21 protein-coding genes and 1 pseudogene are annotated in these 25,163 nt (G+C 59.3%); 11 read left to right on the top strand and 11 right to left on the bottom strand.

What is annotated here, in order from left to right; all coding sequences use genetic code 11:
* Positions 1-115: 115 nt before the first annotated feature.
* The 8 genes from ACPPVR_RS25465 (at position 116) to ACPPVR_RS25500 (ending at position 6,385) form a co-directional block, all read left to right on the top strand.
* The gene (locus ACPPVR_RS25465; protein WP_426609316.1) at positions 116-1,342 is read left to right on the top strand and encodes an ABC transporter substrate-binding protein; all 1,227 of its coding nucleotides are present in this window, start codon (positions 116-118) and stop codon (positions 1,340-1,342) included.
* A gap of 271 nt (positions 1,343-1,613) precedes the next feature.
* Entirely contained in the window at positions 1,614-2,078 is a 465-nt protein-coding gene (locus ACPPVR_RS25470; RefSeq protein WP_426609317.1) for a hypothetical protein, read from the top strand.
* A 97-nt stretch (positions 2,079-2,175) separates the two neighbouring features.
* Positions 2,176-2,394: a helix-turn-helix transcriptional regulator gene (locus ACPPVR_RS25475; protein ID WP_426609318.1), complete on the top strand. Its 219-nt coding sequence runs from the start codon at positions 2,176-2,178 to the stop codon at positions 2,392-2,394.
* Between the two features lie 117 nt (positions 2,395-2,511).
* On the top strand, positions 2,512-2,760 hold the full coding sequence (locus ACPPVR_RS25480; RefSeq protein WP_426609319.1) for a hypothetical protein: 249 nt from the start codon (positions 2,512-2,514) through the stop codon (positions 2,758-2,760).
* Positions 2,757-3,413: a hypothetical protein gene (locus tag ACPPVR_RS25485; RefSeq protein ID WP_426609320.1), complete on the top strand. Its 657-nt coding sequence runs from the start codon at positions 2,757-2,759 to the stop codon at positions 3,411-3,413. The genes ACPPVR_RS25480 and ACPPVR_RS25485 overlap by 4 nt, the downstream gene beginning before the upstream one ends.
* Positions 3,400-5,187 carry a DNA polymerase gene (locus tag ACPPVR_RS25490; RefSeq protein ID WP_426609321.1) on the top strand — a complete coding sequence of 596 codons (1,788 nt, stop codon included), beginning with the start codon at positions 3,400-3,402 and terminating at the stop codon, positions 5,185-5,187. The genes ACPPVR_RS25485 and ACPPVR_RS25490 overlap by 14 nt, the downstream gene beginning before the upstream one ends.
* The gene (locus ACPPVR_RS25495; RefSeq protein WP_426609322.1) at positions 5,180-5,470 is read left to right on the top strand and encodes a hypothetical protein; all 291 of its coding nucleotides are present in this window, start codon (positions 5,180-5,182) and stop codon (positions 5,468-5,470) included. The genes ACPPVR_RS25490 and ACPPVR_RS25495 overlap by 8 nt, the downstream gene beginning before the upstream one ends.
* A gap of 456 nt (positions 5,471-5,926) precedes the next feature.
* Positions 5,927-6,385 carry a transposase gene (locus ACPPVR_RS25500; RefSeq protein ID WP_426609323.1) on the top strand — a complete coding sequence of 153 codons (459 nt, stop codon included), beginning with the start codon at positions 5,927-5,929 and terminating at the stop codon, positions 6,383-6,385.
* A 1,615-nt stretch (positions 6,386-8,000) separates the two neighbouring features.
* On the opposite strand, the gene ACPPVR_RS25505 is transcribed toward ACPPVR_RS25500, so the two are convergent.
* Both ACPPVR_RS25505 and ACPPVR_RS25510 read right to left on the bottom strand, forming a co-directional pair.
* Positions 8,001-8,804, bottom strand: a complete 804-nt coding sequence (locus ACPPVR_RS25505; protein ID WP_426609324.1) for an LssY C-terminal domain-containing protein — start codon at positions 8,802-8,804, stop codon at positions 8,001-8,003.
* Positions 8,805-8,884: 80 nt separating this feature from the next.
* The gene (locus ACPPVR_RS25510; RefSeq protein WP_426609325.1) at positions 8,885-9,997 is read right to left on the bottom strand and encodes a TAXI family TRAP transporter solute-binding subunit; all 1,113 of its coding nucleotides are present in this window, start codon (positions 9,995-9,997) and stop codon (positions 8,885-8,887) included.
* 499 nt (positions 9,998-10,496) lie between these two features.
* Here ACPPVR_RS25510 and ACPPVR_RS25515 point away from each other — a divergent pair, with 499 nt between their 5' ends.
* Positions 10,497-10,931 carry a DUF2721 domain-containing protein gene (locus ACPPVR_RS25515; RefSeq protein ID WP_426609326.1) on the top strand — a complete coding sequence of 145 codons (435 nt, stop codon included), beginning with the start codon at positions 10,497-10,499 and terminating at the stop codon, positions 10,929-10,931.
* 777 nt (positions 10,932-11,708) lie between these two features.
* On the opposite strand, the gene ACPPVR_RS25520 is transcribed toward ACPPVR_RS25515, so the two are convergent.
* The 9 genes from ACPPVR_RS25520 to ACPPVR_RS25560 all read right to left on the bottom strand — a co-directional run bounded on the left by ACPPVR_RS25520 (position 11,709) and on the right by ACPPVR_RS25560 (position 23,419).
* Positions 11,709-13,823, bottom strand: a complete 2,115-nt coding sequence (locus ACPPVR_RS25520; RefSeq protein ID WP_426609327.1) for a TonB-dependent receptor — start codon at positions 13,821-13,823, stop codon at positions 11,709-11,711.
* Positions 13,824-13,998: 175 nt separating this feature from the next.
* Positions 13,999-15,012 carry a HupE/UreJ family protein gene (locus tag ACPPVR_RS25525; protein ID WP_426609328.1) on the bottom strand — a complete coding sequence of 338 codons (1,014 nt, stop codon included), beginning with the start codon at positions 15,010-15,012 and terminating at the stop codon, positions 13,999-14,001.
* A 27-nt stretch (positions 15,013-15,039) separates the two neighbouring features.
* A complete protein-coding gene (locus ACPPVR_RS25530; protein WP_426609329.1) occupies positions 15,040-15,855 on the bottom strand; it encodes a peptidyl-prolyl cis-trans isomerase in 816 nt (271 codons plus the stop codon).
* 123 nt (positions 15,856-15,978) lie between these two features.
* Positions 15,979-17,187 (bottom strand): hypothetical protein, encoded by a 1,209-nt coding sequence (locus ACPPVR_RS25535; protein ID WP_426609330.1) that lies wholly within the window; start codon positions 17,185-17,187, stop codon positions 15,979-15,981.
* A gap of 9 nt (positions 17,188-17,196) precedes the next feature.
* Entirely contained in the window at positions 17,197-19,518 is a 2,322-nt protein-coding gene (locus ACPPVR_RS25540) for a DUF3604 domain-containing protein (RefSeq protein ID WP_426609331.1), read from the bottom strand.
* 161 nt (positions 19,519-19,679) lie between these two features.
* Positions 19,680-20,831: a SphA family protein gene (locus tag ACPPVR_RS25545; RefSeq protein WP_426609332.1), complete on the bottom strand. Its 1,152-nt coding sequence runs from the start codon at positions 20,829-20,831 to the stop codon at positions 19,680-19,682.
* A 35-nt stretch (positions 20,832-20,866) separates the two neighbouring features.
* Positions 20,867-21,364, bottom strand: a complete 498-nt coding sequence (locus ACPPVR_RS25550; RefSeq protein WP_426609333.1) for a helix-turn-helix domain-containing protein — start codon at positions 21,362-21,364, stop codon at positions 20,867-20,869.
* Between the two features lie 99 nt (positions 21,365-21,463).
* Complete coding sequence (locus ACPPVR_RS25555; RefSeq protein ID WP_426609334.1) at positions 21,464-22,105, bottom strand: response regulator transcription factor; 642 nt, start codon at positions 22,103-22,105, stop codon at positions 21,464-21,466.
* A 204-nt stretch (positions 22,106-22,309) separates the two neighbouring features.
* Positions 22,310-23,419, bottom strand: coding sequence for an HlyD family secretion protein (locus ACPPVR_RS25560; protein WP_426609335.1), 1,110 nt, complete (start codon positions 23,417-23,419; stop codon positions 22,310-22,312).
* Between the two features lie 98 nt (positions 23,420-23,517).
* Here ACPPVR_RS25560 and ACPPVR_RS25565 point away from each other — a divergent pair.
* Positions 23,518-24,608: pseudogene (locus tag ACPPVR_RS25565) on the top strand (IS5 family transposase).
* Positions 24,608-24,952 (top strand): hypothetical protein, encoded by a 345-nt coding sequence (locus ACPPVR_RS25570; RefSeq protein ID WP_426609336.1) that lies wholly within the window; start codon positions 24,608-24,610, stop codon positions 24,950-24,952. The pseudogene ACPPVR_RS25565 and the gene ACPPVR_RS25570 overlap by 1 nt, the downstream one beginning before the upstream one ends.
* Positions 24,953-25,163: the final 211 nt, after the last annotated feature.

Below are 25,163 nucleotides of genomic sequence, written 5' to 3' on the forward strand. Positions count from 1 at the left end.
CGTCATCCGGCTTTAGGCGCATTGCCGCCGGCCGCGGGACAGGCTACGGAATCCGCCGGACCAAGGCTCCATCCAAGAGAGCCGTCCGCATAATTGACAATGGAGGAAACCTTTTATGACGACGACGTTTGCGCGCCGCTCTGCGGCCTTTCTCGCCTGTGCCGCCTTCGGTTTTGCCACATCCGCCTACGCCCAAGATAAAACCGCCACGATCGGCGTGCTCAACGACATGTCAAGCCTGTACGCCGACATCGGCGGCCCCAACGCTGTGATGGCGGTCAAGATGGCGGTCGAGGATTCCGGCCTGCTGGCGAAGGGTTGGAAGATCGAGGTTCTCAGCGGCGATCACCAGAACAAGCCGGACGTCGGCGTCAACATCGCACGGCAGTGGATCGACACCCAGAAGGTCGATGCGATCGCCGACACGCCGAACTCCGGCGTGGCGCTGGCCGTCAGCAACCTCGTCAAGGAAAAGAACGCGATCCTGCTCAACAATGGCGGCGCCAGCGCCGACCTCACCGGCAAGGCCTGCAACGCCAACACCATCTCCTACAGCTACGACACTTACATGCTCGCCACCGGCACCGGCAAGGCGCTGACCAAGGCGGGCGGCGACACCTGGTTCTTCCTGACCGCCGACTACGCCTTCGGTGCTGCGCTCGAACGTGACACCAGCGCGGTCGTCACCGCGACCGGCGGCAAGGTGCTGGGTGGTGTCAAGCATCCGCTCAATACGTCGGATTTCTCGTCCTTCCTGCTCCAGGCGCAGAACTCGAAGGCGAAGATCGTCGGGCTCGCGAATGCCGGCGGCGACACCACCAACTCGATCAAGCAGGCGGCCGAGTTCGGCATCGTCGAACGCGGCCAGAAGCTCGCCGCACTTCTGCTGTTCATCAACGACGTGCACTCGCTTGGTCTCAAGACCGCACACGGCCTGACCTTCACCGAATCCTTCTACTGGGACCTGAACGATGGCACCCGCGCCTGGTCCAAGCGTTTCCAGGAAAAGGCCACCAACAAGGCGATGCCGTCGATGACCCAGGCCGGCAATTATGCCGCCGTGCTGCATTATCTGAAGGCGCTCGAAGCACTCGGCGGCAATCCGCATGACGGCGCCAAGGTCGTCGCCAAGATGAAGGAAATCCCAACCGACGATCCGCTGTTCGGCAAAGGCCCGCTGCGCGAGGATGGCCGCCGCATCATTCCGGCCTATCTGTTCGAGGTGAAGAAGCCGGAAGAGTCGAAGGGACCATGGGACTATTACAAGCTGGTCGCGACCATTCCGGCGGAAGATGCAGCCAAGCCGCTCAAGGACAGCGAGTGCCCGCTGGTGAAGAAGTAAAAGGTGTAGGGTGGGTTAGCCTCGCGGCTGCGCGAAGCGCAGTCCGCTGGGCGTAACCCACCTTTTCTCGCGCGCGGCGAAAGTGGCGGATTACGCTTCGCTAATCCTGTCAAGCGGCATTTTTCCTAGCATTATCAGGTACCTATGGCAACTACGCTAAGCGCCAAGCTAACGCCCGGCTAACATCGTATTTCCTGGCTATATTTGGCCCATGCCGAAACGCCCGAGGAACGCAGATACAGAAGCGCGTGCCCGAGACGCTGTGCGTCGGATGGTGCGCAAAGCCCCTGAGCTGTTCTCAAAGGAATTCAGCCGGAAATATTATCGCGCGCGCATGGAGGTCGCGGAGGTCGATACGTTGGTCGCCCTCGCTCGCGAGGGTGACAAGGATGCGCTGGAAATTCTCCGCAAGCATGCGCGTGGTGCCAGCCGCGCCGGCATGACGGTTACGCAATCCCTTCATGAGTTTGTCTGGGAACACTTCATCGATGGGCCGCCCAAAGCAAAGAGCGGATCGAGCCCAAAGGATACGGGGCTGAAACACCAAGCCATCGCGGTGGCGGTGAAGGTCGTGATCACCGATTTCGGCCTTCCCCAGTATCGCAACCCTGAGCATCGCGGCGCGGCATCTGGCCCGATTTCGGCTTGTCTGCTGGTCGCGCAGGAATTGGGCCTTGACGAGAGCTGGGTCGAAAAAATCTGGGCGGACCGCAAGGCCAGCGTTCTAAGTAGTTGATTTCCTTGTCCGGTCTAATTCGCCGGTCGAACTAGAGCGGACGACAACACGTAGCGACCCGTCGCACCATTGCGCTCGACCTCGATCAGGGAGCGCCATGACCATGTCGGATCGTCAGCTCGTGCGGCTTCGCGACCGCTACCCCACCACCAGCAGAATGACGCACTACCGCATGCGCAAGCAGCCCGGGTTCCCGGCCGGGGTCGTCGTTCTCGGCACCGAATATTTCTACGAAGACGAGCTTGAGGCGTACGAGGCATCCCGCCGCCGGCCCAAGCAGGACACCACCGAGACGGAAAACACCATCGCAAAATAACAACGGCCGCCCCTTCGCACGAGGCGGCCGCCAGTATTTCGCAGGACGTAAGGCACCCGGCAAAATATTGACAACCGCGTCCCCGTGCAAGGCCGGCCGCTCCACCGGAGCCGGCTCATGCGCAACATCTGCAACCCCACGGAGCTCGATCGCCGCGCAGCCCGCGTTCATGCCGTGCTTGCGGCGATGCGGACCGGCCAGTCTCTGCAACTGCAATTCAACGGCCGCGCTCTCTGGACCTTGAGCGGTGGCCGCGCCGTATCCCCCGAAATCGCTTCCCTCGTCATTGCCAGCGCGCACGTCAGGCCGGCCGGCGGCGCGCTGTTCCCCGACGCGCCGGCCCAGCAATGGGAGATTGCGGAATGACCGAGAAGAAACAGACCAAACTTGAACTGCATGCCGTGGAGGATTCCGAGCAGGTCCAGGGCAACCCCGTTACCGAGCAAATGCTCGACGACGACGAAGCCGAATTCGCCAAGTTGCGGCGGGATCTTCCCGGCGTCAAAGGTGCCAGCGCTGCCGGCATCGTGGCGATCGGCGTCGGCAAGATCCCCGGCAAGAACGAGTTCTTCAGGACGCACCCCGAATTCAGGCCAACGGTCCCCTTGGTGGACGTCGAAGTGGGGATGGAGAAGCAATTCTTCGCGGTCGATACTGACATGACGGTGGCGCTCGCCGGCATCGGCATCAACGTCACCGATCATACGCTGTATCTGACGGTGACACCGCGTGGCGGGGTCAAGATTATTCCGGTCAACGCAGCGACTGACAACGAGTACGCGCGCACCAAGGAGATCGGTTTACTCGACGGCGTCGAGAGATGGGTGAGGCTCTACACCGATCAGGAGAACAAGACCTACAAGGTCTTCGAGGCGCCTGACGGCCGCTTCGCCGAGCCAATCTGGCCGGCGCTGAGCCATGCCAAGACCTTCCGCCTGGCGTTCCGCGACAAGAACCGCCTGGTCGACAGTGTCGAGCACCCGCTGTTCAAGAAGTGGGCCGCCCGTGATCGCGACTGAGCTTCCGTTCAAGGAGATCTGGCTCGCCGACTTCGAGTACGTCTCGAAGTCTGGCGAACCTCCGGACGTGCTCTGCCTGTGCGCGAAGGAACTTCGCACCGGGCAGACGTTCCGGCTCTGGCGAGATGAGCAATCCAACGCATTGGGGCCGCTGCCGCCTTACTCGGTCGGCTCTGACACGCTCTTCATCTGTTTCGTCGCCAACGCCGAGTGCCTTTGCCACCTGACACTCGGCTGGCCGCTGCCGCGCAACATTCTTGATCTCTATCCGATCTTCCGCGCCTACCTCAACGGCCTCACCCCGCCTGCCGAAGGCAAGGGGTTGGTCGGCGCGTTGAGCCATTTTGGCTTGAGCACGATCGGCGGCCGGCGCAAGGACGCCATGCGGAATCGAATCTTGCAGGGCCATCCGTTTAGCCACGACGAGCAGATCCAGGTGCTCGACTACTGCATGTCCGACGTCGCGGCGCTGGAGCAATTGATGATGAAGCTGTTGTCCGGTGTTGAGCTCGACGTCGCGCTTCACTGGGGCGAATTCGCCGCGGTGTCGGCGGCGATGGAACATCGCGGCGTTCCGATTGACATGGAGATATTTTCGCAGTTGCAGGACAAGGCGGTCTGGGCCTTCGCCCGCGATGCGCTGGTGCCGAAGATCGACGCCCAGTACGGTGTCTACGTGAAAGGCCAGGACGACGACTGGCATTTCAACGTTGCCGGGTTCGAGGACTATCTCGAGCGTGCCGGCATCGACTGGCCGCGCGACGAGGTTTCCGGCAAGCTCAACCTGCGGCGTAGGACCTTCGACGGCATGGCCAAAGCATGGCCAGAGCTCGAGGCGCTGCGGCAATTGCGCTACGCCCGCGACAAGATGCGAAAGATCAAGCTTGCCGTGGGGGCCGACGGTCGGAATCGGACCGTGCTATGGCCGTTCGCATCAAAGACCTCCCGTACCCAGCCGAAAGCCGCGCAATGGATCTTCTCTCCGGCGGTGTGGCTGCGGTCGCTGATCAAGCCTGAGCGAGGACGCGCGATCGCCTATATCGACTGGAGCTCGATGGAGTTTCAGATTGCCGCGGCGCTGTCGAAGTGCGAGCCGATGCTGGAGCTTTATGCGTCCGGCAGCCCATACCTGGAATTTGCCAAGCGCTTCGACGAGGCCCCCCTCGAGGCCACCAAGAAGACGCATGCCCATGTGCACGAGCGCTATAAGATTGGCTGCCTTGGCGCGCAATACGGCATGCAGACCGAGACCCTAGCAATGCGGTTGGGGCTGTCGACCTTCGTTGCCCACGAAATGCTCAGCCAGCATCGTGGCCTGTTCAATGCTTATTGGCAATGGGTTGACGACTGGACCGCACGCGCGCTCGACACGGGCGTCATGCGTACAGCTTCCGGCTGGACCTGTCGCACCGGCATCACCGAGTTCAATGCGCGCTCGATCGGCAACTGGCCGGTGCAGTCGACCGGCGCCGACATTCTGCGGCTGGCCTGCGTCTGGGCGCACCGACGCGGCATTCGGCTATGCGGACCGATCCACGACGCCGCGCTGATCGAGGCGCCGATCGAGCACATCGAGGCCGACGTCGCATTGATGCAGGAGATCATGCGTCGGGCCTCGCGTGTGATGCTTGGCGGCGGGCACGAGCTCAGAACCGATGCCACCATCGTGCGCTATCCCGGCCGCTACACCGACAAGCGCGGCGAGAAGATCTGGCAGGACGTGCTCGGCCTGCTTGCACAATACCGGCAACAGCGGGAGCGAGCCGATGCCTAGCAGAGCCAGGAAGCGGGATACGTTTGTCCAGGTGCCGCTGTGGTGGGCCGAGCAGGCTGCGGCAGCCACCCGGACGCCGCAGGCCATGGTGTGGATCTGGCTATTGCACCTGTCCTGGAGGGAACACAACGCCACCTTCAAGCTGCCCAATGAGAGGCTGGCTACCCGCGGCGTAAGCCATGACGCCAAGCGGCGGGCCCTGCACAAGCTTGAAGCTGCCGGGTTGATCCAGGTGACCAGAGAACGCGGAAAGTCGCCGATGGTGACGCTGCTGCATCTGTGAGAAACCTACGCGAGTTTGCATATGTTACCTACGCGGCAGTGCGTACCTACCTACGCGGCAGTGCGTACCCGGTCCCCTTCTTTATCTTCTCTCTCTTACTACTTCTCATATCCATTATAGGAAAGGAACCGATCAATGAGGTCTTGGAGTTGATACGGCATAGACCCGAGACGGATGAGGATGAGGACGACGAGACGTTCTTGAGACGGTTCTCAATCTGTGAAGAAGATCGACTTGCCAGGACAGGCGAGATGCGCACAGGGCGCAATGGTCCCCGCTGGTTTCGGAGCGAGAACGTCATTCCGATCGAGTGGGCCCGTAAACGAAGCCCCAGGGGGGGCCTCTGAAACATCCCACCCCAACAGACCGGAACGGCCCCGCAGTCGCGCGCACACTTCCTTATCCATTCAAATGGGCTAGAATAGCCTCGTACCGACCGAGGTCGCCATGAACCCCATGACAACCGCGCGCGAATGGCGGAAGATTGCGGCGCACCTGCCACGCCACAACGGACCCGGCAAGCCGCGGCAGGACGACCGGCGTTTCGTCTCTGCGTTTTTCTTTGCCGCCGCCTGCAACTGCTCCTTGGAATCCCTGCCAGCGGTCTTCGGTAACCCGCGATCGCTTCGAACCCGACGCCAGCGCTGGGAGCGCGACGGCACGCTGGCCAGACTGCTGCAAGCGGGTGCGCCGGTGATCGCGCGTATGAAGCACGACTATTGGGGTGCGATCCACGATGCCAGTGACGTGAGCAGCCCAGCGTGGAAACCATCAAGCGCGTTTTTCGGCGAGGACCTGATCCCGCGACTGCCCGGCGTCTCGCCGCGGGGGCAGTATCTCACCCGTCAGAAGCAGCGCGACGATGGCGAGAACGACCCTCTCGCGATTCTGGCCAGACTTCACGGCTGGAAATAGCAGCCTCTCGCGACGATCGCGCTGTTGCCCGGCGGGCCGTCTGTGGACGGCCTCGTTCGCCGCTAGCGCGGCCAGGGCGTCAATAGGGGAGTTCGGCGGGTGCGACATTTGTCGCGGACGATTCTTCGACGGGGTAGATCGAGTTCGGCTTTTCCCGTTTGATGCGATATGTCGCAGCATTGAGGCGAACCGTTATTTCAGCACGCTCGACCGCTGACCCAGACGTATCAAAATTTCAGCCGTGCCCCAATTTCGAAAGCTTGATTTTTGAAATCTAAAAGTTGCAGTGGCGAAAGGACGATCCGAATCATTCACAAGGTAGAGTTTTTGAAAGATGTGGTCCGTCAGCGTCAGTTCAAAGGCCTGTCAAAGGTATGGTTGTGAAGCGCGAGCGCGTGCAGGTGATGAAACGCTTCGTCCAGAGCGCGTCTATAGAAATGTCGGGGAAGCCAGCAGAACGCAGAACGCCGGGTTCAGAGCGCTGTGGCGACCGCCGGCAGCCGCCCCCTGGCGCCCCCCGAACGTCAAAGTCGAGGCGGTCGCATCTCAGCGCGAGAAACTTTTTCGGCCACGAACAAGACTGCACGCTCATGTCGAGCGGAGGCCGTCGAAATGACCGGGACCATGACGCGCAAATCCGAAGAACACTGCAATAATCTTGACTTTTTTGCATAGCCCGACACCTCTTTTGCGATCATGCTGCGTCGTTGATTGGCTACGAGATTGGCTTGACCGTGAGGCTAAAATGAAGCGATCAATCGCGTTGTGGGCGTCGCTAATAGTCGGGTTCTTAGCTGGAAGCACTGAAACGGGAAATGCCGTAGTTTACTGCCAATACGCTGGCTATCCTGCTAATTGCGTCGTACGGCCCGGAGTCGTAGTGTCGCCAAGCCCTGAGCCCCGCAGAATCCCACCTTTAATTGATGCTCGCACGAGCGGCCTTATTAGGCAGGACTTATTCGATCGGAATAACCCGAACAACCTGCGATCGGATTCGCCCAGTCCACCTGCTCAACCGGGCCAATTCTGAAAGTAGTGCAGCGGCTCAGTCGTAGCCGTACGAGTAGTAGCCGCAGACCCCGAAGTTTGCGCCATTCTCCCTACCCTTTCCTCCGAGTTTGGCAATTTTCGGACATGCCGACATCGCGCGAGGATGTTCACTATTGAGGGCAAAGCGGAAGTGCCTCAGGCTGACGGCGACTTCCGAGTTTGGACGCACAAGAAACATCCGCGAGAATGTCGCGATGGTGGTTCAGCCCCTATCAGACGATCGTTTGAGCCGATGGATAACGCCTTCTGAGCCGAGGGGTGGACGTGAAGCGATGAGAGTTCATCACCCTGTCTTGGCGACGCGTCGGTTTGGCCGATCGCAGCACACGCGCAGCAAGCAAAACAAATGCGCTGCGAAGCGGTGTACGCGACCTCGGATACGTCGAGGGGCAAAACCCTATTTTCCTGTATCGGTCGGCTGATGGTGACACCGAGAAGTGTTCGGAACTGGCGGAGGAATTGGTCGGTCTTAATGTTGACTTGAGCGTAACAAGGGGGACGCCGGCGGGAATAGATCCCCCGCCGAATGCACCTTTTTATAGACGGGAATTTGGGGCGGTGCCGATTATTGCCCGACGGCGTTGCTGGCGCCGCGCCAGATTTGATCTTTCAAGGCAATCAGTGGCGGGACAGGCAACGTCGCGGGTGGTTCGGTTCGCCTGGAGCCATCAACGACAAGACGCGCGACGTCGATCTCTCCATCGGTATAATAGCGATCGCCTTCGCCATTTCGGCCAAATAACGTCGGACCGATCCCGGAAATTTGGAAAAACGCCTGGACCATTCCCGCCTCGCGCAAATCGCGCATCAGCAGATCGCGCTCTGCATCGATGTTGGGTGCGATATGATGGGTGATCTGCCCTGTGTCGTGGCTTAAGCCCACACCGCGGTCGAACGTAATCGAACCGAGCCAGACAGGACGGCCGTCCGTTCCTTTTTCGAGAACCAGCCACAGACGGACGTGATGCCGCCGGTCGGCACTCGTGCCATCCGGCTTTTCGAACGCGAGCTGTTCTTTTTTGCCGTCATAGTAGAGAGGGCTGACTGGAGCATCGTGGTATGGTCGGTCAAGCAACACGCTACCGACGATCTCGATACTTGAGCGCAAGGTGATTGGGTCAGCCGGAATCCAGTTCGCCGCATGCATGGCACGGAGAACGTCTTCATTGTTGCCCACAAGCCCAACATTAAGTGCATCTCCCGGAATGCCAGCGCCGGTGCGTGTCACCATAGGTAACGAAGCCAGGCCGGGCTCATGCTCGCGATGAGCCCACAAGGCGGGGAGCACGACATATCCCACCACGAGATAGACGATTGGCACGGCCGCAACAATCAATAGCCAGAATCGTTTTCTCGCGAATTGCTTCATTTAAGGGCGAGCCCGGAGGTCTTCAAAATCTTCACCTTTCGCATGTGATGCCGTGCCGAAATTCGCCGCCAAACATGATTTCATTTCCTGGCAACCGTTGTCTGGCTAAGCAGGGTTCTGCGGTGACCCATCAGATAGTGGAGTCTGTGCGAAGCAAGGGTCAAGGCCGCTAAGTCGGTGTTGTCGACATCGTCGCCACCGTCACGTCTGGCGAACTCGGCCTTGAGAAGGTCATCGATCTTCTTTTCGGTTTCTTCAAGTTCGCGCTCGCTTTTGGCGTTCCTTATCTCGTTTCCGAGATCGTAAAGCGGTTGCAGCATGCTGGCAGGCGCTGCCCCTGAACCGGCGAAGCGCCATGCAGCAATGATGATCGAAATCAATGTTCCAAGCAGCAACGATCCGTAATAGAGTTTGTCATCGTACTTATCGAGGAAGCTCTGCTGGTTTCCGTTGTAATAGGTGGCAGCGCCCGGATGAATAGGGATCAGTGCGTCTGCATCGGTGCTTGGTGCGCCTGCTTGTGCCAGGATCGGATAATCCGACAGCAAATCTCGTCGAACGCCAATCAGAGATTGCGTCAAATCCGTCACAATGTCCGCGTCCACAGATTTCTGTGCAACCAGAAAGTATGAAACGCGAAGCGATGTCAGATCGTCCGACGGAACAGGGGGCGCCCCCAGCAGAGTGCCCTTTGGGATGTCGTAGCTTTCATAGTACTGTGCGACATTGGCAACCGCGCCAGCGGACTCGATCTCGATCAACTTTGGGACGCTCCCCTTTGCGGCCTGCCGAAAGAGCTGCCTGATTTTCGTCAGATATTTCTCGGTTAGCGGCGCAACGACAAGAAGGGCTTGAGCCTGTCCCGACAGCAATGTGGCGGCGCCATCCGCGATCGCAACGTCCAAGAACCGGACGTCGGCTCGGTCAAATTGATAGACTTGCTTCAGGGCTGCAACAATCGGCCGATTAACGTCTCCTCCGATGACTCCGATCGTCGTCTTGCGCAGATCACCAAGACTATCGGCATTGCTGCCGTGAGCGGCCAATATGAGCACCACGCCATGGGTCAAGAGAAGCACGCTTCTCGCATCTGACAAGTCACCGGTATCACCCCGAACGACGGCAAGCTGCGCCTTGCCTGTGGTCAGCATTTCAGAAGCCTTTAAGGACGTGCCGGAATCGACAACTTTCAACCGCACATGCGATCCCGATGACGCCAGATGCGCTGAGAACCCGAGACGAGTGAAAGAGCCTCGCCGTCGAGCGATCCGACAGCCACGACCAAAGAAACCGGCTTGGTGGCGTATCGGTAGGCAAACAACCCACCACCCAAAACGATCGCAGTTGCGAATCCGACGAGCGTTACCCTGAGCCAACGAGGCCATAGATTGGTCGCGAGATTCGCCATGATGGCCACGCTTAAATCAGAATGATGATCTGTATCTATACGGACCGAAGCGATTGCTGCCTATGCAAAAATCGGACAGCGAGCCAATGCCAAATCGAAGGCGTCGACTTTCTAGGCCCGAGCTGCAGGAAATTCGGTCCTCAAGGTCAGCTATGCATGGTCCAACGGTCCGATTTTGCATAGTGCGCGCAGCTTAGCGCATGTAAATCATCGGGCTGGCCCGGAAAAGGTGTCTTGGCGACATTTCGAGCAGGCTTGCGCACGCGCAAAACTGACTGGATTCAATGTATCCCGATACGCCATCAGTCAGTCAGCTATCGCATGTCATTTCACAAGCGGTGGCGCCCGCATTTCTGCTGGGAGCACTGGCAGCTTTTATCTCAGTGTTAATTTCGCGCCTGAACAGGATTATCGACCGAACGATCGTCCTGAACGGGATACCGGACGATGACAGCGCCAAGTCCCGACTCAAAGCGGATATTCCACGTCTGCTGCGGCGGGCTGCCATGATGAACAGGGCGATCTTCTGGGCTGTGATTAGCAGCATAATGATTGCTGCTTTGGTCATCGTGGCGTTCGTGAGCGCACTTCTGCAGATTCAACATGAGCGCGGGGTCGCCCTTCTTTTCATGGTCGCCCTTGGGGCCCTTACCACAGCGCTTGTTGACTTTGCCCGAGAAGTGAGAATTGCACTGAGCGAGTTCGATCACCACGCCTGAGAATGTCCGAACCAAGTGCAAGCAGGCGTCAGGCACATCCGCAAGCCCGCGACCTTGGGATCAGGCCGTCACAATTCAAGTATAGGAACATCGTCGGTTTTTGCATAGCCACGCGCATCCGTCGCGGTAGTTTCGAATTTGCGGTTGCTGCGCCGCACAAGCAGAGGACAGAACTGCAGAATGCGTACGATGCGTGCAAGGGGTAACTTCCGATCCAGGTTTGTAGTATTGTCCACGTATGTACAGGGACTGGAGCCCGCATGATTATCATTAGATCGCAGACATCGGCACGGCTCACAATTTGCGCGATGCTCGTGTTGGCACCGACGCATGCCCGGGCCGGCCCTTGCAGCAAAGATATAGTTCGATTCGAAGCAGCAATTCAGCAATCAGCCGGAAATCCGAATGCAGGACTGACAGCGCCTCAAACGGTCGGCGCGCAACTTGACCGCCAGCCAACTCCCGACTCTTTGAGACTGGCCCAAGAACAATTGCAATCGCGGTTTTCGGCAACAATCGCTCGCGCCAAGCGGCTTGATGCAAAGGGAAATCGCGCAGGCTGCACTCGCGCGCTCAGCGCAGCAAAGCGAATGTACATTCTGTGACTGAAGCCCTGTTCCCGAGCCGCTGACCGATGGAGTGCCTAGCAACGCTGGCTCGCCTTAGGTCGATGTTAGGGAGCAGAGCAATCATGACGAAGAGTCATGGTCTACCCCCTGCTTGAAAATGGACTGCTTTTCTTTTCGGCCGGGTTCGCTTTTAACTCGCATTGCCGGCTTAAAAGCTTGCTCTCGCGGTTATACGCACCGCGAGAGGTTCGGTGGGATGGACATGACGGTCCGCGACGCCGCCGATCGGTTCGCCCGGCAGGCGCGACAGATAATAATATTCGATCTGATTGGTTTTCGCGTTGAAGAGATTCAGCACGTCAAAATGCACGCGCAGTCCATTATCGAACCGGTATCCGAGGCGGGCATTGATGATCAGAGATGACAACGAACGCACGCTGTCGTCCTCGATCAGTGGACGCGGACCGAAGTAGCGCCCCTTCAGCGCGCCAAACCAGCCGCTCTCCTCACCGAAGGTAACGACGCCGCTGGCGATCCAGGACGGCGCGCCAGGAATACGATCGCCCGCGGAATCGAAATCGGTGAAGCGCGCGCGGGTATAGGCGACGTCGAGATCGAACGTCAGCCACGATGCCGGCTTGTACTTGTTGGTCCACTCCACGCCGACGCGGCGGCTGGGCCGGCTCGCTTCGGTGGTGCCGGCATCGCCGACGAACAGCAGTTCTGAATCGAAATCGAGCACGAACACCGCGACAGCGCTGGTGAGGCCCTCGATCGCCTTGGTGCGGATCCCAACCTCTCCGCCTCGGGAGCGCACCAGCAGCGGCACGCGATCTGCCGGCGTCACCTTGTCGTTAGGATCCACAGTGATGGTTGCGCCACGGATGTCGTTGCTGTGCAGGCCATAGCCGGCATTGCCGTATAGCTCGGTCTTAACCCACGGGCCGAGCACGATGCCGGCCTTCGGACTTGCGATCGACGCCTGCGCGTTGCCCGAATTTTCCGGCAAGTCGCTCAGCACTCGTCCGGCAAAGACATCCTCGCGAATGCCTACCGTGGTGTGCAGCCAGTCGGTCCAGCGCGCGGTCTGGTCCATCCAGACGCCAACATTGCCCTCTTGCACCCGGTCCTTGCGCACGGTCGAAAGCCACCCGCGCTGCTGCGTCTTGAACAGGCCGACTTGAACGTCGTCATAACGGCTTTGCACGCCGACACGGGTTTGCGTCTCGAGGCCGCCGAGGCGCCAATCGAAGGCGCAACGCGCGTCAAAACCACCGACGGTGCGGCGATCGAGCTGGTTGAACTGGTCGCCATTGACGGGGTTGTCGAGGAAGTAGGTGAAATTGTTGTAGAGCTGCAGGTCGGAGCGGATGACATAGGCGCTGAGCTTGCTCTGGCCGTATTCGCTCGAATGCGCAAAATTGCTCGACAGGCTGAAGCGGCTGGAGACGCCGCCGTCGGTCGGATCGAGCGTGCCGAAGCGGCCGATGATGCCTTGATCAATGGCACGCTGCGCGACCTGATCGGTTGAATTCCAGGCATTGGAATAGGCCATTGCACTCAGCGTCAGCCCGTCGGTGGCGGTGCCTTGGCTATAGCGCAGCACGCCGTTGATCTTGCGCACATCATCAGTCACGTCCCACGGGCCGCTATACTTAACGCCTTCGATGGCCGTGAGCAGCGTGCCTGCACCGACCGCCGTTGACCCCGCGGTCAGCGCGCGACCGTAACCAAAGCTGCCGAAGGTCATCTCTGCGATGTTCTTAGGCAGCTTGTTGACATAATCGATCGAAAGTGCGCCGGCGGAGCCGAAATCGCCTACATCGGCGTAATACGGGCCCTTGCGGACATCGATCGACTGGATCAGCTCCGGAATCATGAAACTAATATCGGCATAGCCCTGTCCGTGTCCATGCGTCGGCATATTCACCGGCATACCGTCGACTTTGATCGAAAGATCCGTGCCGTGGTCGAGGTTGAAGCCACGCAAGAAATACTGGTTGGCTTTGCCTTCGCCGGAGTGCTGGGTGACGATCAGGCCAGGCACGATTTCCAGCGCCTCGCCTGTCCGCGCGAATGGTACCGCATTCACCTCGGCGCCTGTGAAGCGTATGGTGCTGGCCGCGGTAGTCTGAAGGACATCGGCGCCAACGGATGATGCCGTGGGCGTGATGCCGTCGGCGCCGGCGGCCGGCTGGTTCGACTGGGAGGCGGCGGTGCTGCGTCCGCGGCCTTGCGATGGTTTGAGCCGAGCGATCCGCTTGGGTTGCGCTGCCTCCGGAGCCGTGACGTAGACCGGCGGAAGTTCATGTTGGTGCAGCACGGCGCTTTCATGTGCCGCTGCCGGGAGCACGCACACAGCAGACGAAGCAGCAGCGGAAAGGATTCGGAACCAAGCGCGAGTTACCACCGTCTGCCCCGCAATATCTGGGAGGTGCTGGTCGCAAAGCGATGCCTGGTGGTTCACCTTTTTCCCAAGTACCACTCCCCCAAATCCCTCAGGCAGAAAAGCTGGCCAGTCGCTCAATGAGCCAGTACGCCGCCATGATCCCGATCGCATAGGTCGTAGCGGGCCTTGCATAGCGTTGGACAAAAATCGGAAACTTGATCCTCATGCTCAATCGCAAGAAGCCCAGAACAGCCGCAATGAACATTAGCTGTCCGGCTTCCACGCCGACATTGAAGGCAAACAGAGCAAGCGGAATATCCCCTTGCGGCAAACCAATTTCTGAGAGTGCGCTGGCGAAGCCAAATCCATGCAGCAGGCCGAACGAGAATGCGACCAGCCACGGCCATTGCGCGGTCAGGCTCGTCTGCCCGCGGTCCGATCGAATGATCTCCCAGGCCAAAAGCAGAATGCTCAGCGCTATCGTTGCTTCAACCGGAGGTCCGGCCACGTGCACGAGCCCCAGTGTCGCAAGGCTCAGGGTGATAGAATGAGCAATAGTAAAGGCGGTGACCGTGATCAGGAGGACGCGGCCACGGCGCACGATCAGGATCAATGCCAGCACGAACAACAGATGGTCGTAGCCGAACAGGATATGCTCGATGCCGTGTGTCAGATAAGCGGTGGCAACCTCCAGCGCGCTGCGCGACGTTGCGATCTCGATCCACGGCTTTGACGGACGCACAAGAGTGGTGGAGAAACTGCCATCGAGCAACTGCACGCGCACCAATACGTCCGTGATCGTCGCCTGCAGCCCGACCATTTCGATGCGTGCGCCGGTGAGGCCGCTATCCAGTTCGATCAGTCTGCGTTCCACCAATGAATCCGAAAGTTCGCGCAGCGTCGGCTCGGTGACGTTACGGGCGCCGTTGGGCAGGCGCAGCACTACCGGCAGACGCATTCCGGACAGCAGTGGCGTACGCCAGACGAACTCGTACCGCTTCGGAGCAATTTCCGTTACCTGCATGTAGGCCGGGCGCGACTCGTGGGCCGAAGCACTTTGCAAGAGTGCGCAGATCGCGAAGACGATCCCAAGAAATACAGAGCGCGCCATCAACAATTTCATCGACCGTCATCCACGGCTTATAGCGACTCAGTTCTCGGATTTTTCCGGCAACACGACCTGATAGCGCGCCCGCATCGTCTCCCAGGCCTTGCGCTTGGCTTCCGCCCGCTGGTCTGCAACCCACATTTCTTTTACGTCCGTCTCGACCTCCTCGAAGCCTGGGACGCGGCTTGGTTCGAACGCGCTGACGAAGACGAGATGCCAACCATATCCGGACGCGATTGGTCCCTGCCAGGACCCGGGTTTGATTTCCACGAGCTTGCGCGCGAAGTTCGGACCGAAAGATGTGGCAACCTGATCGAACGATCGATCCGCATACGTGTCCTGGAACATGAAGGGATCCGCAAGCGCTGTGGCTTCGAGCGCTTCGCCGGGCTTGCCACCAAGCGCTTCCAGCGCGTTCTTTGCGGCCTCCTGCGCCTTCTCACCTCGCAGGTCGAGCGAAAAATAGAGATGCCGAAACGATATCCGGGGAGGGAGCGCAAACCTCTGGGAATTGCCATCGAACCAGGTTCTCAGTTCCTGGTGTGAGGGCTCCGAAAGAGCAGAAACGTCCTCGGCGAGAAACTCCATTTTCTGCGCGAGACGCCGCTTCACAATCGTGTCGTCCTTGTCCAGGCCAAGCGCGAGGGCCTCGCGGTAGAGGATTTCCTCCCGCACCTTGCTATCAATCAGGCTCTGCATCTGAGTGGGCGTCGGCGTGGGACGGCCTTGTGCCAGCCAAGCCACGCTCATCTGGTACAGATCGTCTTCCGTCAGCACGATCCGCCTGGATTGGTCGGAGCCTTCCGTCGCAGGATGCAGTCCGTGATACGCGACAAACAGCATCAACCCGACCAGCAAAAAGTGAACGAGTGGCTCGCGTAGCGCCCGTTTCCACCATGACGATGAGGATGACTTCTGGGATGCAGGCGCGATCTCGGAAGCCTGCTCGGCGTGAGGCTGTGACGAATCCATCGGGATGTCCTAACGCGGCTTTCTTTCAAGCGAGCGTAGCGCTGCCTTGGCGGCCGCCTGCGGACTTTGCGCGAGATAGTTGACAATCATGAAATGCGAGGCGGGATCCTTAACGGTATTCGACCTGAGGAGATCCACATAGTCGCTCGTGGCATCCCAATATTTCCAGTCAGCCAGTTCCAGCGCGACAAATCCGGCCATCGGCTTTCGTTCTCGCATGAAGACGCGATAGGCTTCAATAACCCGCGCTCGGGGAATCGCGGCATTCGCGCCGCCCTGAACGCTCAGAGCCAGCAAGGCGGCCTCGATTTCCGGCAACGTCCGCTTGCCATCGGCAAAATACATTGTCTCGATGGCGCCGACCCGCGATGGCCCGCGTATTTCAAGATCGGCCGCAAGCATCGCGGCAAGCTCGGTCACGCTGTGCGATGTCCATGCCGCATCGATGCGCCGCTCCAGAACCGCCGCGTCGCTGGAATCACCGGCAATTCCGAGCAATAAAAGGTAGGAAGAATGCCGCGTTTCGAGTTTGGAATCGTCGACCCAGCCGGCGATCTTCGCCGCTGACAGCTTCGGCCGGAGCGCGCGTAGTACGCCGTACGGTGCCCGCGAAATCTCCCCATACGCAATGTCCGCAACTATTGGCTCGGAATTCTCTAGGTACGGCGCAACCAGGGTCAGGCGCTCGCCCCACTCTGCGTCAGTTAGTTCGGACAAACTTAGCGTAGAGCGCGGCCACGCCGATCTCGCGCGAGCCGGCTTGCCATGATACGTAGCCGCCACCTGGCGCAACCAGCCTGCATGGGCGAGGTCAATTGGCCCGGCGCTCACCCATTGCTGACCGAGCTGGTTTCGGATCAGCAGAAGGGGGCCGCCCTCGCGTGACTGGGCTACGCTCGATGCGGGCTCGGCCGCGAAGGCGTCAATTGCCAGCCGGCCTTTCGTGTTGGAGACGGCTTCGGCGATGATGGCGCCGACGGTCAAGTCCCCCTTCACACCGGCCACCACGCGAAATTTTTCCTCCGGTAGCGGGTCAGCAAGCACGACCTGGTCGGCAGCGTCGATCTGCTGCCCGACGGTGACGACCAGGCCGTTGAAACAAATCGCGCATGCCGACGCGCCGGCGACAGAAGCCAGCATCAAGGTAGCCGCCGCGAGGGCCAGTCGCAGTGCACCGAAACTACTCATCGGCGGCTGATTGATTGCCTTGCAACTCATGCGACAATCTCAGAACGGTGGCCGTTCAGATCCCAGCGTTTCGAGGGTCACCGGGGTCGGAACGATTTCGTAATTGGCGTAGCCGAACTCGTTGCTCCGCGCACCGAAGTACTTGTCGCCAAGCTTGTATACCGCGACCTCGTATGGGGCGTTACCAAGTGACGTCGTGATCTTGCCGTCCTTGATCGAATAGTATGCCGACGAGCCCAGCGCTCCACCGTGGAACACATCTCCAACCTGTGCCGGCTGCGGGAGCGAACCATCGACGCTCGTAATCAACCGCTGGCCGTTCTCGCTCCAGATCACCTGGAAGATGGCACCGGTGACATTGTTGCGTAGCCATGTCGATTTGCCGATGAGAAGCTCCTTGAGCTGGGCTTCATCGAGGGCCGTCGCGCCCTGCTGCTGCAAACCGGCAATGGTGGTGCCGGGCTTGGCAGCCTTGCGCGCTTCGTCCGTAGGCGTGTACCAGATCGGAGAACTCCAGGCCCGTTCCTGAATCGTGGTCGCAACGGTATCCGGCGGACTGATTCCGAGGTTCTTGGCCTGGATGGTGGTCCACCGTGGCGTCGGGATTTCGAGGACACGGGCGTAATAGAACGCATTCAGGGCGGGGTCGAACTCGGGATCGGACCACACTGCCTTGAGTTCTGTCGCGCCAATCGTGTTCTTGTATGTGGCTTCCTTGACGTCGACAGTGGATCCGATCGCCGGCACTTTGCCGGTCAGGGGATCGGGCTCGCGCTTGCCGGCCCAAACCACATCGAAGATTTTCTCAAAACTCTGGCCGCCATTGCTCCAGCCCTTGACGATCTGAATGCGATCAAGATTGCCGGACGTGGGATCCTTGACTGCCCATACCGCAAACGACGGCGCTGTCTTGCCTGCCGTCAACGGCGCCAGATCCCCGCCCATCGGAACGCCCTGCTTGTAGGCGGTTCTGACCCAGAGGCGATCCTTCAGCCAATCCGGAACAACATGCCATAGCTCACGGCGCTGCTCGTCCTTGACGTCCTTTGCATAGTCCCAGCTACCGAAAAAGCGCACCGAGATGCGCGGACCGCTGGTGGCGAATGTTTCCTTGCGCGCCATCGCGTCAAACAGCGAAGCCCGGGTGTTTTCCTCGGCCCATAGGCCGGTCAAGCCCGCCGGATTCTCGTTGCGTACGTCCAGGCCCGCGAACAGGCGACCGGACATGCGTTCCTTTTCGCCGCCGTCTGCTTTACCGTGCCCGCCAAAAAAATTCTCCTGCCGGTAGGGAACGCCCGTATTGTGCGAGTCCGATCCGCCGACGACGCCGGTCTTGTAGGGGTTGTAGCCGCGTGCGTCCTGCATCGCGACTCCGGTCTTGAGCGCATCGCGGACATAGCTGCCGGGAATCATCGGGAAGCGGCCCTTGGGGTCACCGAGCAAATAGGTCAGGATCTCGAAATTGGCAAACTCGTCGTTCGGCGAAAGCGTCGGATGCGTTTCCGATGCGCCCTTGATCTGCTTGATTTCGGTGAGCCGCTCGTTCCGCATGCGCGATTCAGCCCAGGCCCTGTCGATCGGCCGGCCTTTGAAGTCGACCTCCATCGGAAACATGATCCCGTCGGATAGATTTGCATTGTGCGAGATGGCGAGCAACTCGCTGCCTGCCTTGCGCTGGGTATCCATCCAGGCCCACAAATCCTCCGGGGCAACCGAGTCGATCGAACTGAAGGGAACTTCCGGTACCTTCGCGCAGTCCTTGAAGAAGACGTTGCGATGCATGTTGCTATTGTTGGGAGTGGACGTCCACTCGTACGAGCAGAACGCGGTGAACTTGCCGGGCTTGTTGTACCGGTCGGCTATCGCATTGTTCTCTTTCCAGATGTTGCCGGCCACCACGGGATCGATCAATTCCTTGATCGGCTTCCTGTCGACGATGGTGCCGCCGAGCCACAAATAGATGCGCTGAACATCGGCGGCGGTACGCACCTTCAACTTCTCCGCGATCGGAAGCTTGCTGATCGACGAGCCGGGTGTATTCGCCAGCTTCACCGTTCCGGCATATTCGGAATGATCCGTCACGCCCATCCAGTCGAGCGGCGTGGTGATCTTGATGTTGTAACCCAGTGGATGCTTGATGGTCTGGCCCATGGCGTATTTGTAGGCATCCTCCGGACCGGTCTTGGTATTCCCGAAAATATAGGCATCGAAGGACCAGCCCGTATGCACATGGGTCTCGCCGAAATACGCGGTACGGTCCGGATTACCCTGCGCCGACGCCTGCGATACGAAGGCGGTGAATGCGGCGAAGCCAATCAACACGATCCGGCTGCTGCAGCTCAGAAATACCGAGGCCTTCATTCGTTCTCCTTCCAGGAATCGATAATGCAGTGAAATAGCTTTAGCGCACGAGGCGACGATCCGCGCAGAGTGACGCTGCATCGATCGGCGGTGAAGTTTCAGGTGAATTTGATTGGTCACTATTCGTTCGCGCTCTTCGGTTGCGGTCGATTTGACCGCGGTTACTTCGTCACCATTCGTCGTGTTGGCGTCACGGTGCTTACGGGCGCCATCGGCGAAATCGAGAAAGTCAGCCACGTATTCCAGCCGGCCGGACGATTTTCGGCGGCAAATTCGCCGTAACCCTTTAAGTTGAGATAGCCTTGCATGTCTCCCACCGGAAACAGAAAGCCGACCTGCGGACCGACACCGAGCACGCGGGATCTGAAGCTACCAAGCACTGGGTGCTGACCGAAATCGTCGGTGACCTGCTGATAAGCATAGCCGACCAAACCAACGAAAATCTGTTTGGATAGAAATTGGGAAGCGCCCCAATCGAGGTGAAAGTCGATGCCGCTTTGGTACTGCGTATCCTGATTTTTAAAATTGTAAGTGAAACCAGCAACCGCCGAAAACTCATGGCCGGTTTGCGGATTGAAGTAGGTGTACCCGCCGCCGGCGTCGATGGCTGCGTGACCGATGCCGAGATTGGCGAGGCGGCTCGGACTATACGCCCCGACGGGAATATCGCCCGTCACGTAGGTCATGTAATCGTGTACCCCGGCGTTCCACTTGAGGCTCGCCAGTGGGTAGAGGTCGCCTACCGAGGTGATTGAATCGCCAAAGCTGCCCGTTCGCGTTGTCACTAGCGGTCCAACTGCCGTCGTCAGTGTTCCGTCTAGGTTGGCGCTCGACCGCCCGAACAGGCCGGTTACGCCGATGGCAAGCTGTCCGCCTAGCACCGGCGTTGCGAACGTGTAGGTGGGATTGAGCAGTACGAGATCCGCCTTTGCATTCAGATGCAAGTTCAGATCGACATTCACTGCGGCGGGGATTCTGCCAACGTGGATTTCTCTGGCGGCTGCCGCGTTGCCAAAGGCGCTTACACTCGTGTGGTAGTAGACCTCCGCCATCGACCAGCCGGGGACCTGGGGCGTCGCTGCAAGGCTGCCGAATTGGCCGGGAAGCCAGAATGAAACGCCTCCTTCGTCGGCGTGGGCGACTTGCGGGCAAAGAGCAAAGGCCACCGCTACAATGCTGATGCCTGACTGGATGAGCCCGAGACCTGATGGTTGTTTTCGTTTGATGCGCATCATCTGCTTGTGCTCCGCACAATCCGAGATCAGGAGTGAATCAACGATGCATTCCCGGTGTATCGCCTCAATTGGTGCCAAGGCCCACTCGGCACCGCTGTTGCCGCAAAGCTACTTTAAACTCCCACAGAGGGGCTGTCGTGGACAGCATCGTTGACTGGAGGGGATCTGTCAGGTGCTCCGCGATGGAGTGTTTGTGAAGGACTTTCGCCGAAGTGCTTGCGGTATTCGACTGAAAATCGTCCCAGCTCCAAGAATCCGAAAGATGTCGCGACCTCCGTTACGGTCATGAATCTGCAGTCTGCGGATGAGAGAGCCCGTCTTGCCTGCGACAGTCGCGACAATCGAAGATGCCGGCAGGGCGGAATACCGTGGGTTTTGTGAAATGCCTTGCGAAGCGTCCGCTCGCTTACCTCAAGGGTGCGACACAACGCCGCAATATGCAGCGGCTCGTCCAGATTCGCGAGAGCCAATCTCTCGGCCTGATTAACCAGATCGCTGCACGGGTTGCTATCGCGAGCAATGGGCGTTTCGGCCATGGCTGCGAGCCACCGAAGACTGGGCGTCGGAAGTGCCTTGTCGCAAGAGCTCGGTAAATGCAATTCTTCGGGCATAAACAACACGAAGGATGCTTTTGCGATATTGTCCCTCGGGGCAACGGAAAGATTTTCGGCAGCGCCGTATTCCGCGAGGCGGAGCAGGACGAAAGGCCTTCAGGGGGTTAGCGCCGCGAAGGGGAGTGGCACTAGGAGCCCAGTTCGTTCCGCAATTGACACTGCCTCAGCAAACGTTTGGACCTGTAGCTTGTGCATTACCATTTGCCGGTGAGCCTTAACCGTCCGCTCGGAGGAGCCAAGCTGAAACGCAATCTGCTTGTTCAGCTTGCCGCGGACCATCAGGCCAAAAACTTCGGTTTCCCGTGGGGTTAGGGTCGAGATCAGAGATCTGAGCAAATTGAGCTGATCCTGAGCCTGTTGCGTAGCAGAATATCGAGCAAGCGCGCGCTCGACTGCTTCCAATAAAGTTTGCTTTGAAACCGGTTTGGGAAGGAAATCATCGGCGCCTGCCTTGATAGCGCGAACGCTAGTGGGAATATCTCCATGACCGGTCATGAAGATAATCGGCCAAGAGCGAGACAGCTTCGTCAGCTGGTCTTGGAGCTGCAGGCCGCCCAAAGTCGGCATCTGGACATCCAGCAATATACAGCCAGGATCTGCCGTCTCACTAGCGCGCAGAAAGTCAACTGCCGATTCGTAATCCGCAACCTTATAGCCGGACAACTCGAGCAGGTGCACAACCGCTGTCCGAAATGATTCATCATCGTCTACGACATGAACTACAGAGGCGTTGGCCATCCCGTATACGCGCCTTATCTGAAGAAGGCGGGCCGAATGAAGTGCGACATCCGGCCGCGTCAAATCCTGCCAAGATCAAAAAAAACAGACTGGAGCATAACGAGGATGCATGAAAGGTCAACGCGTGGTTGTGGACCGATCGGTCGCCAACCGACGGTATCCAATATGCCAGGCGCCTTTTGAAGACCGCGAACCTTTCGCCGACTACAAGTAAGCTGTGTAAGAACTGACCCACACAAGAATCGATGCCAGCAGCCCAATGACGCCCGCGTTGGCCGCAAACGCCGTTGCATTGCCCGACATTCCGAGTCGCAGGGATTGACGGCTCACGTCATCTGGAATGGAAATCACCGCGGGGAAGGTGGTTGCGCCACCGAGCGAATTCGTGCGTGCCAGTGTCCCCGAGACTGCAATCTGGCCCTGTCCGATGCCCCTAGGGATCGCCGTGATCTTGGCGTGGTAGATGCGGCCTGGGACGTTGTCGAAAACAATATTGATCGGTGTGCCTTCCTGGATGGTTTGAAAACCATTCTGCGAAAACATCCCGACGATGGTGATCTCGTCCTCGACTACGAATGACATTGCGGAGTGAAACTGCAACGCGCGATCACCGACGGTCAATGCCACGACCGTTACGTAACCATCGCCAGGCGCCCGAACCGTGGCCTGCGATAACTCCCATTCGGCGCTCGCGAGTTGCGCTTGTATCTGCGCCACGGTGGTGTTGACGCCGCCGACCTCGGATTTCATCGCCAGCTCTGCGCTCTGCTGCGTCGCCTTCGCTGCGTTGAGTTGCGCCGTCACTGTCTCGAATTGAACTTGGTTGTCCTGCTCCTTGAACTCGGTGTTTGCGCCTTCGGCTGAAAGCTTCTGAATATCGGCAAGGCGCTTAGCGTTATACTTCACCTGCGCATCCAGGCACGTGACGTTGGCTGTCGCTTGTTCGTAGTTCGATTTCAATATCTGCGTCTGTTGGCGCGCTGCCACCAACGACGCCTGGAGCTGCGTCACCTTGTACTGAAAGGGGGCGGGATCGATTTGAAACAGAACGTCGCCCCTCTTTACCGGCAAGTTCGATTTGACCGGAATAGCAATAATTTGGCCGGTCACATTCGGAGTGACTTCCACGACTTTGCCGGCCACGGTGATCCGGCCCGAGGGTGTGAGGAAGTTAAACAGCGCGGAAAACGTAGCAAGTATGAGTAGCCCCGCTATTGTCGAAACCGTGCCGGATAGCCAGCCCCAGCGGACGAGCTTGAATTTGGAAAACACAAGCCAGAGACCGACGATGTAGAGGCACAAGACAATGACCATGGCTCGCTCCTCATATCCCTAGCAGGCTGTTGAAAAAGGTGCTCGCCGCCGACCGGCGACCGTGATTCATTGGCTCCGACGAGATTCGGAGATGGGGCGTGCGCGGCGGGGACGATCGAACGGGCGAGCTGTTCAGCTACGTTGACCTGGAAGCGCGGGTGCGGCGCGATCACCCGCTGCGAGCGATCCGGACGATCGTGAACGAGGCGCTCGGGGCGCTGGAGCGGGAGTTTGCCGCGCTCTATTCACCGATTGGGCGGCCGTCGATCCCACCGGAGAAGCTGCTGCGGGCGCTGCTGTTGCAGGCGTTTTATTCGATCCGCTCGGAACGGCTTTTGATGGAGCGGCTGGAATACGATCTGCTGTTCCGCTGGTTCGTCGGAATTGGCGTCGACGACGCCGTCTGGGACCATTCGGTGTTCTCCAAGAACCGCGACCGGCTGCTGGAAGGCGACATCTCGGCCAAGTTCCTCGCGGCGTTGCTGGCGCAGCCCAAGGTGAAGAAGCTTCTGTCGAGCGATCACTTCTCGGTCGATGGCACGCTGATTGAGGCCTGGGCCTCGATGAAGAGCGTGAAGCCGAAGGAGGCTCCGGCGCGACGCCGACGCAAGGCGGCGGACGCAATGCCGAAGCGGACTTCCATGGCCAGAAACGCTCGAACGACACCCATGCTTCGGCCACCGATCCCGATGCCAGACTCTACCGCAAGGGTAAAGGCAAGGAGACGAAGCTGTGCTTCATCGGGCATGGGCTGATGGAGAACCGCCACAGCCTGCTGGTCGATGCCTGCCTGACGCAGGTCGACGGGCACGCCGAACGGGTGGCCGCGCTGCACATGATTGAGCCTCGTGCCGACCGACCGACAGCGATCACACTTGGCGCCGACAAAGCCTACGATGCAGAAGACTTCGTCAACGAGCTGCGCTCGATGAACGTGACGCCGCATGTCGCGCAGAACACCAGCGGCCGCAGCTCTGCGATCGACGGGCGAACGACCCGGCACGGCGGCTATGCCGTCAGCCAGCGCATCCGCAAGCGCATCGAGGAGGCATTCGGCTGGATCAAGACGGTCGCCGGGCAAGAGAAGACCAGCTTCCGTGGCCGTGATCGCGTCGGATGGGCTTTTACCTTCACTGCCGCCGCCTACAATCTGGTGCGGCTTCCGAAGCTGATAGCGGAGGCCGGCTGATGGCCAAGGTGCCGGGCTTCGCCAAAGCCTTTGCCGGCCGCTGGCGCATCGTCGAAATGGACAACTGGGAGAGCGACTTCCTCGATCTCGTCGAAGAGGCGCATCTCACCTTCGAGGGTAAGTCCGACGGTGAAATTGCCTTCGGTGCGCTGAAGGGCTTTCTCGACGTCCGCTACACCACGCGAGACGGTTCGGCGTGCGCGGAGTTCTCATGGGAAGGGCACGACGAGAACGACCACGCCTGCGGCCGCGGATGGGCTATGGTCGGCACTGCGGGCAGGCTCGTCGGGCACTTCTACATACACAATGGCGACGATTCAGCCTTCGTTGGCGAACGCGGCTGACTTCTTCAACAGCCTGCTAGATTGCTCAAAGTTAAGACGCCTCCACCGGACCGCGCTATGCAAAATCGACGCAAAGATATTTCCGGGCGTTCGCGGATTTTGTTTTGCAGACCCTGCCCGATTCTGCATAGCGGACAGCACCGAACCTTTCGTAATTCGAAAGACGAGCGGTCCCAGCGGCCGGCCTCAGTGAATCCAAGGTGCCTCGTAA

Origin of the sequence: Bradyrhizobium sp. McL0616, from assembly GCF_049993385.1 — a bacterium.
Taxonomy (GTDB): domain Bacteria; phylum Pseudomonadota; class Alphaproteobacteria; order Rhizobiales; family Xanthobacteraceae; genus Bradyrhizobium.